Annotated in this window: 3 protein-coding genes, 1 tRNA gene and 1 pseudogene; 3 read left to right on the plus strand and 2 right to left on the minus strand. The window is 68.7% G+C overall.

The window, feature by feature from the left end; all coding sequences use genetic code 11:
- Together AB0M39_RS41045 and AB0M39_RS41050 are read right to left on the minus strand one after the other, a co-directional pair.
- A pseudogene (locus tag AB0M39_RS41045) lies at positions 1-322 on the minus strand (hypothetical protein); the annotation flags it as partial.
- A 66-nt stretch (positions 323-388) separates the two neighbouring features.
- A complete protein-coding gene (locus tag AB0M39_RS41050) occupies positions 389-1,960 on the minus strand; it encodes a peptidoglycan-binding protein (RefSeq protein ID WP_365374037.1) in 1,572 nt (523 codons plus the stop codon).
- 166 nt (positions 1,961-2,126) lie between these two features.
- On the opposite strand from AB0M39_RS41050, the gene AB0M39_RS41055 reads away from it, so the two are divergent.
- The 3 genes from AB0M39_RS41055 to AB0M39_RS41065 all read left to right on the plus strand — a co-directional run bounded on the left by AB0M39_RS41055 (position 2,127) and on the right by AB0M39_RS41065 (position 6,520).
- Positions 2,127-2,200, plus strand: a tRNA-Lys gene (locus AB0M39_RS41055).
- 427 nt (positions 2,201-2,627) lie between these two features.
- Positions 2,628-4,571, plus strand: coding sequence for a cellulose synthase catalytic subunit (locus AB0M39_RS41060; protein ID WP_365374040.1), 1,944 nt, complete (start codon positions 2,628-2,630; stop codon positions 4,569-4,571).
- A gap of 5 nt (positions 4,572-4,576) precedes the next feature.
- Positions 4,577-6,520: a kelch motif-containing protein gene (locus tag AB0M39_RS41065; RefSeq protein ID WP_365374042.1), complete on the plus strand. Its 1,944-nt coding sequence runs from the start codon at positions 4,577-4,579 to the stop codon at positions 6,518-6,520.
- Positions 6,521-6,695 lie beyond the last annotated feature (175 nt).

Genomic DNA, 6,695 nt, shown 5'->3' on the forward strand with positions numbered 1-6,695 from the left:
GGGACGTCTCCGACTGCGTGATGATGTTCGACGAAGGCCGCGTCATCGAATACGGGCACCCGGACCAGATGTTCAGTGCGCCACGGGCGCCGACCTTCGGCAGCTCGCCGGTGCCCTGCCGACGCGCGACGACGGCGGGGCGCAGCGCGAGAGGCTGCCCCTGCGAGTCGTCGTCGCGGAAGAGGAGATGCACCGGGATCTCGGTGGTGGCCTCCTGGGAGATGAGCGGGATATGGGGGGTGGGGGTGTGGGTGGGTTGGGGGGTGTGGCGCGGTCCGTCGGGCGGCACCGGGCCGCCCTCCTGCGACGTCGTGGTGTCCATGGTCCGTCCCTCGTCAGTCCGTCCCTCGTGAGCTCGTCAGTGCGTTGGGGGCTCCGCTCTCCTGCGTCAGTCGAGGAAGAGCCGCCGCCAGGTCTCGGGGTCCGGGTAGCCGTCGGCGTCGCCGCCGCGCCAGCCCTGCGCCCGCTGGAACGCCTCCACATTGCGCCGGTCCGCCTCGCCCCAGCTCGACCCCGGGCCCGAGGCGTAGTGCTTGCCGAAGCCGCGCTTGACCAGCTGTCGGCCGAGCTGGGCGATGTGCGCGTTGGACTGGCCTGGGCGGAAGTGGCCGCGCCCGGGGAACACGGGGGTCTTGGGGGTCGCGGGGGTCGCGTCGGCGCCGCCGGGGCCCTTCGCGCCGGGGAGGGGCGGGATGTCCTTGCCCAGCTTGTTCGTCAGCAGCCGCCAGGTCTCGGCGCCGGGCAGCCCGTCGGCGTCCGTGCCCTCCCAGCCCTGCGCGAGCTGGAACGCCTCGGTGGCCAGTCGGTCCGCCTCGCTCCAGCGCGTCGAGGCGCCGGCGGGGTAGAAGCGCCCGCCGCCGCGCTCGATGAGCATCTGGCCGAGCTCTTTGACGTACTTGTTGTCGGTCCCGGGGCCGAAGGAGGCCGCGCCGGGGAAGGGGGTGGGGGCGACGGCCTCGCCGCCGCCGGTCGTGGTGTCCAGGCCCTTGTAGCGGTAGGCCACATAGCTGGCGGAGTTGTTCCAGTACGCCATGGGCGTGGTCTGCTTGCGGGCGCTCGGCGGGGCCTGCTCGTAGGCGGTGTAGTAGGTGTGCGTGTAGTCGGTCCAGCCGCCGAAGAGCACGACATGGGAGCCGGTGGTGGGGTTGGCGGGGTTGTGGAAGAGGAGCATGTCGCCGGGCTCCAGCTCCTCCCGCAGGATCCGGGTGCCGAACTGCGCGAGGCTGCCGGTCCACTCGTTGGCCGCGAGGTGCCAGGCCATCGAGACGTAGCCGGAGCAGTCCTGGCGGTACCCGTCCGACCAGTACTTCGACATGCTGTACGGCACCTCGGCGTCGATCCACGTCTTGGCGCGGGCGAGGATCTGGGCGCGCGTCAGCTTGCGCAGGGGCACGGTGGCGGGAGGCGGCGGCGCCTGCCCGGAGGCCGGCGGACCGTGCAGGGGGCTCCGCCCGCCCTGCTCGGTCACCGGCTCATGGTCGGGGTCGGCGGCAGGGTCGGCGGCAGGGTCGACGCCATCCGCGACGGGGTCGGCGCCATCCGCGCCAGACGCGATGCCGGCGCCCGCGGCGGGACGCATGGCAGGACCCGCGGCAGGCTCGGCGGCTGCACCCGCAGCAGGGGCGGTGGCACCACCCGCGCCAGGACCCGGGTCAGCACCCACGGCCGGCTCGGTGGCGGCACCCGCAGCAGGACCCCCGCCAGACTCTGCAGACGCAGACGCAGACACACCCACCGCAGGGGCGGCAACGTCGGCCGGCAGGCCGACCGTCGGCGCCACCGCCTGAGCCGCTCCCCCGCTGGTCAGGGCCAGCCCCGCAGCCGTGAACGCCACCAGCGCCCTACGGCAGCCCTGGGCGGACGGATGGTCGCCGGCCGCTAGCGCGCGGCGCCGCTGGGCGCAGCCGGGACAGTCGCAGTCAGCCGCGGGCTCGTACTCCTCGAACACCGGGACGGTCATACCTGGCGCCTCCGCACTCATCAAGATCGTTCACTCGTCATAACCATTCGGACAAACCGCATCTTGACGGATCAAAGTTAAAAAATGACCATGCGACAGGCCGGGAACGATCAGATATTGGTTCGGAGCACTCGCCGAGGTCCGGTAGAGTTCTCCAGGTCAGCAGGCGCCGCTAGCTCAGTTGGTTAGAGCAGCTGACTCTTAATCAGCGGGTCCGGGGTTCGAGTCCCTGGCGGCGCACGCACCGCGAAGCCCCCTCACCCACCGTGAGGGGGCTTCGCTCGTTCCGCCCGCGCACCCACCGAGAGGTGGTCCACAAGACCGCCCCAAATCGTGCGTATGACCGGTTAACGGTCTGTTTCACCCTTGCGATCAAGGCAGGGGTCGTAGACCCTATCCTGGAGCCAATACCCCCAATGGGGCATCCGGTTCGCGCAGTTGGGGGCGGTTGTGGGGGTTGCTCCCGGTGCGGAAGCGCATAGCGGGGGCCGTTTTCACGGACTGATCACACTCCGGGCATCATGCAACCGGAAGGTGAGCGTTCATGTCTCTAGTGAAGGTGGCCTTCCACTGATGTGTCCGCGGTAACCGGTCGAGGGGGACCGCAGCCAGGACGAACAAGAACCGATCACATCACGCAGCAGCAATGCGTGCGGGGGGATGACACATGACGTCGACGCCAGAAGGCGAGCGGCAGCCCAACGACCCTTCCCGGACGACCCAGCTCCGGGTCCCCGCGCACCTGCGCTCCGGCGCCGGCCGGCTGCGCCCGAAGAAGGCTCTGCCGAGGTACGACTACGAGCACTACAGCCGGCTCGCAGGCCCCCTCACCCAGCCCGACCCGCACAAGCCCTACAAGGTGCAGTACCGCTCCCTGCTCTCGCAGGAGCCGCACCGCGTCCGGGCCGCCCTGCTGCTGGGAGCCGCGCCGCTGGTGTCGCTCGGCCTGTTCGCCTGGCTGATGCAGCCGCAGCACTGGACCGAGCGCGACCCGAACCTCAACAACGACACGCTGCTCATCCTCGACATCGTCATGCTCGTCTCGATCGGCCTGATCGAGCTCTTCCGCACGATGAACGTCCTGTCGAACGCGCACGCCACCCTGGTGGCGCGCGACCCCGTCCCCGTGGTGCCCGAGTCCGGCACCAAGGTCGCCTTCCTCACCTCCTTCGTGCCGGGCAAAGAGCCCCTGGAGATGGTGACGAAGACGCTCGAGGCCGCCGTGAAGATCCGGCACCGCGGGCTGATGCACGTCTGGCTCCTCGACGAGGGCGACGACCCGGACGTCAAGAAGGTCTGCGAACGGCTCGGCGTCCACCACTTCTCCCGCAAGGGCGTCGCCAAGTGGAACCAGGCCAAGGGCGCCCACCGGGCCAAGACCAAGCACGGCAACTACAACGCCTGGCTGGAAGCGCACGGCGGGAACTACGACTTCTTCGCGTCCGTCGACACCGACCACATCCCGCTGCCCAACTACCTGGAGCGGATGCTCGGCTACTTCCGCGACCCGGACGTCGGCTTCGTGATCGGCCCGCAGGTCTACGGCAACTACGACACCTTCGTCACCAAGGCCGCCGAGTCCCAGCAGTTCCTCTTCCACGCCCTGATCCAGCGCGCGGGCAACCGCTATGGCGCGCCGATGTTCGTCGGCACCTCCAACGCCGTGCGCATCAAGGCGATCAAGCAGATCGGCGGTCTGTACGACTCGATCACCGAGGACATGGCGACCGGCTTCGAGATGCACCGCGCCAAGAACCCGGCCACCGGCAACAAGTGGCGCTCGGTCTACACCCCGGACGTGCTGGCCGTCGGCGAGGGCCCGACCGCGTGGACCGACTTCTTCACCCAGCAGCTGCGCTGGTCCCGGGGCACGTACGAGACGATCCTCAAGCAGTACTGGAAGGGCTTCTACTCGCTGCCCGCGGGCAAGCTCTTCAACTACACGATGATGATCATCTTCTACCCGATGTCCGCCCTCAACTGGATTCTGGCGGCGCTCAGCTGCGCCCTGTTCCTGGGCATGGGCGCCTCGGGTGTGCAGATCGACCCGGCGATCTGGATGATGCTCTACGGAAACGCCTCGGCCCTCCAGATCGGCCTCTACATCTGGAACCGCCGCCACAACGTCTCGCCCCACGAGCCCGAGGGCTCAGGCGGACTGGCCGGCATGGTCATGTCCGCTCTCTCCGCGCCGATCTACGCTCGCTCGCTGATGGACGCCGTACTGCGCCGCAAGAGCAAGTTCGTGGTGACCCCCAAGGGCGACTCGTCCAGCCCGGACACCCTCTTCGGCACCTTCCGGATCCACTTCTTCTTCATCCTCGTCTTCGGCGGATCGCTGGGCTCCTCCTTCTACTTCGGGCACGACCATCCGGCGATGATCACCTGGGCCACGCTGGCCATGCTGATCACGGCCGCGCCGATCTTCGTCTGGCGGCACGGCGTGCGCCAGGAGAAGAAGAAGCGCAGAGGACGGCGGCGCTCGGGCGGCGGCGGCGGCGCACAGCCGGCCGCGCTCGACGGCGCGGACGCGCATGTGCCGCAGCAGAAGCCCAGTCACGCAGCGAACGACCAGACCATGCAGATCGCCTTTGGGGGACGTAAGAAATGAGCACGATGCCCGTGCGGCCGAACCACCGCAAGAACCGCGCCCGGCGCATAGCGATCGGCGCGGCGGTGGTCCTCGTGGTGGCCGGGTTCAACGGGCCCGCGCTGTGGCGCTTCGGCTCGGAGAAGTACCACGAGTACAAGATCAACAAGCCTGAGTACAAGGCGGAGAACGGCCACTGGGACTACCTCGAGGTCCCGTCGGAGTACAAGATCAACTCCATTCACGCCGCTCTGCTGCACACGGGCAAGGTCCTGCTCATCGCGGGCTCCGGCAACAACCAGAAGAACTTCGACGCGAAGAAGTTCGAGTCGGTGCTCTGGGACCCGCAGACCGACAAGTTCAAGAAGATCCCCACCCCCAAGGACATGTTCTGCGCCGGGCACACCCAGCTGCCCGACGGGAAGCTGCTGGTCGCCGGCGGCACCAAGCGGTACGAGAAGCTGCAGGGCGACGTCACCAAGGCCGGCGGCCTGATGATCGTGCACAACGAGGACCCGGACGCGCCCAAGACCCTGCCCGCGGGCACCAAGTTCACCGGCAAGAAGAACGGCAAGACCTTCGTCTCCAAGGACCCGGTCCTGGTGGAGAAGGCCAAGAAGGTCTTCGACCCGAAGACCGGCCGCTTCCTGCGCACGGAGGCGGGGCTCGGGCGGATCTACGTCGAGGCCGAGGAGTCGGGCAAGGAGTTCGAGACCGGCACCGAGGACAACTACCGGGTGCAGGGCCTCAAGGGCGGCGACGCGCGCAACCTCTACGGGATAGCGCAGAAGCTCGCCCTGGACAAGAAGGACTTCCAGGGCATCAAGGAGGCGTACGAGTTCGACCCGGTCGCGGAGAAGTACATCACCGTCGACCCGATGAACGAGGCCCGCTGGTACCCCACGCTGACCACGCTCAAGGACGGCAAGGTCCTCTCGCTCTCCGGTCTCGACGAGATCGGGCAGATCGTGCCCGGCAAGGACGAGGTCTACGACCCGAAGACCAAGAAGTGGGAGTACACCGGGATCATCAGGAAGTTCCCCACCTACCCGGCGATCTTCCTGATGGACAACGGCAAGCTCTTCTACTCCGGCTCCAACGCCGGCTACGGCCCCGCCGACGTGGGCCGCGAGCCGGGCGTCTGGGACCTGGAGACCAACGACTTCGACAAGATCCCCGGCCTGAGCGACCCGGACCAGATGGAGACCTCGGCGACGGTCATGCTGCCGCCCGCCCAGGACCAGCGGTTCATGGTGATCGGCGGCGGCGGGGTCGGCGAGTCCGACAAGGCCAGCGAGAAGTCCCGCCTGGTCGACCTGAAGGACGCGAGCCCCCGCTTCAAGGACGGCGCCGCGCTGGACAAGGGCACCCGCTACCCGAGCGCCTCGCTGCTGCCGGACGACTCGATCCTGGTCACCGGCGGGTCCTCGGACTACCGCGGGCGCGGCGGCTCGAACGTCCTCGAAGCACGGACGTACGACCCGAAGAGCGGCGAGTACAAGCGCGTCGCGGACCCGAGGGTGGGGCGCAACTACCACTCCGGATCGGTGCTGCTGCCCGACGGGCGCGTCATGATCTTCGGCTCGGACTCGCTCTTCGCCGACGACGCGAACACGAAGCCGGGCGTCTTCGAGCAGCGCATCGAGATCTACACCCCGCCCTACCTCTACCGCGACTCCCGTCCCGAGGTGACCGGCGGCCCGAAGTCACTGGACCGCGGGGCGACGGGGACCTTCAAGACGAAGGACACGGCCTCGATCAAGTCGGCGAAGCTGATGCGGCCGAGCGCGGTCACGCATGTGACGGACGTGGACCAGCGGTCGATCGCGCTGGAGATGAAGAAGACGGGGGACGGGATCTCGGTGACGGTGCCGAAGAACAGGGCGTTGGTGCCGTCGGGGTGGTACATGCTCTTCGTCACGGACGACAAGGGGACGCCGTCGAAGGGCGTCTGGGTCGAGGTCCCGTAGGGTCCGGGGCCCCCGGGGCGCTGCCCCGGGCCCCGCGCCTCAAACGCCGGCGGGGCTTGATGTGCGGGTTGCCCGCGGGCTGGGGTTTCGCCTCAAACGCCGGCGAGGCTGAGAGTGCGGGCTCCCCGCGGGGCGCTGCCCCGGACCCCGCGCCTCAAACGCCGGCGAGGCTGAG

This window comes from Streptomyces sp. NPDC051907 (genome assembly GCF_040681075.1).
Classification (GTDB): domain Bacteria; phylum Actinomycetota; class Actinomycetes; order Streptomycetales; family Streptomycetaceae; genus Streptomyces.

Coding starts and splice junctions, on each gene's coding strand:
- AB0M39_RS41060 (WP_365374040.1), top strand. CDS start 2,628: ATGACGTCGACGCCAGAAGGCGAGCGGCAGCCCAACGACCCTTCCCGG.
- AB0M39_RS41050 (WP_365374037.1), bottom strand. CDS start 1,960: ATGACCGTCCCGGTGTTCGAGGAGTACGAGCCCGCGGCTGACTGCGAC.
- AB0M39_RS41065 (WP_365374042.1), top strand. CDS start 4,577: ATGCCCGTGCGGCCGAACCACCGCAAGAACCGCGCCCGGCGCATAGCG.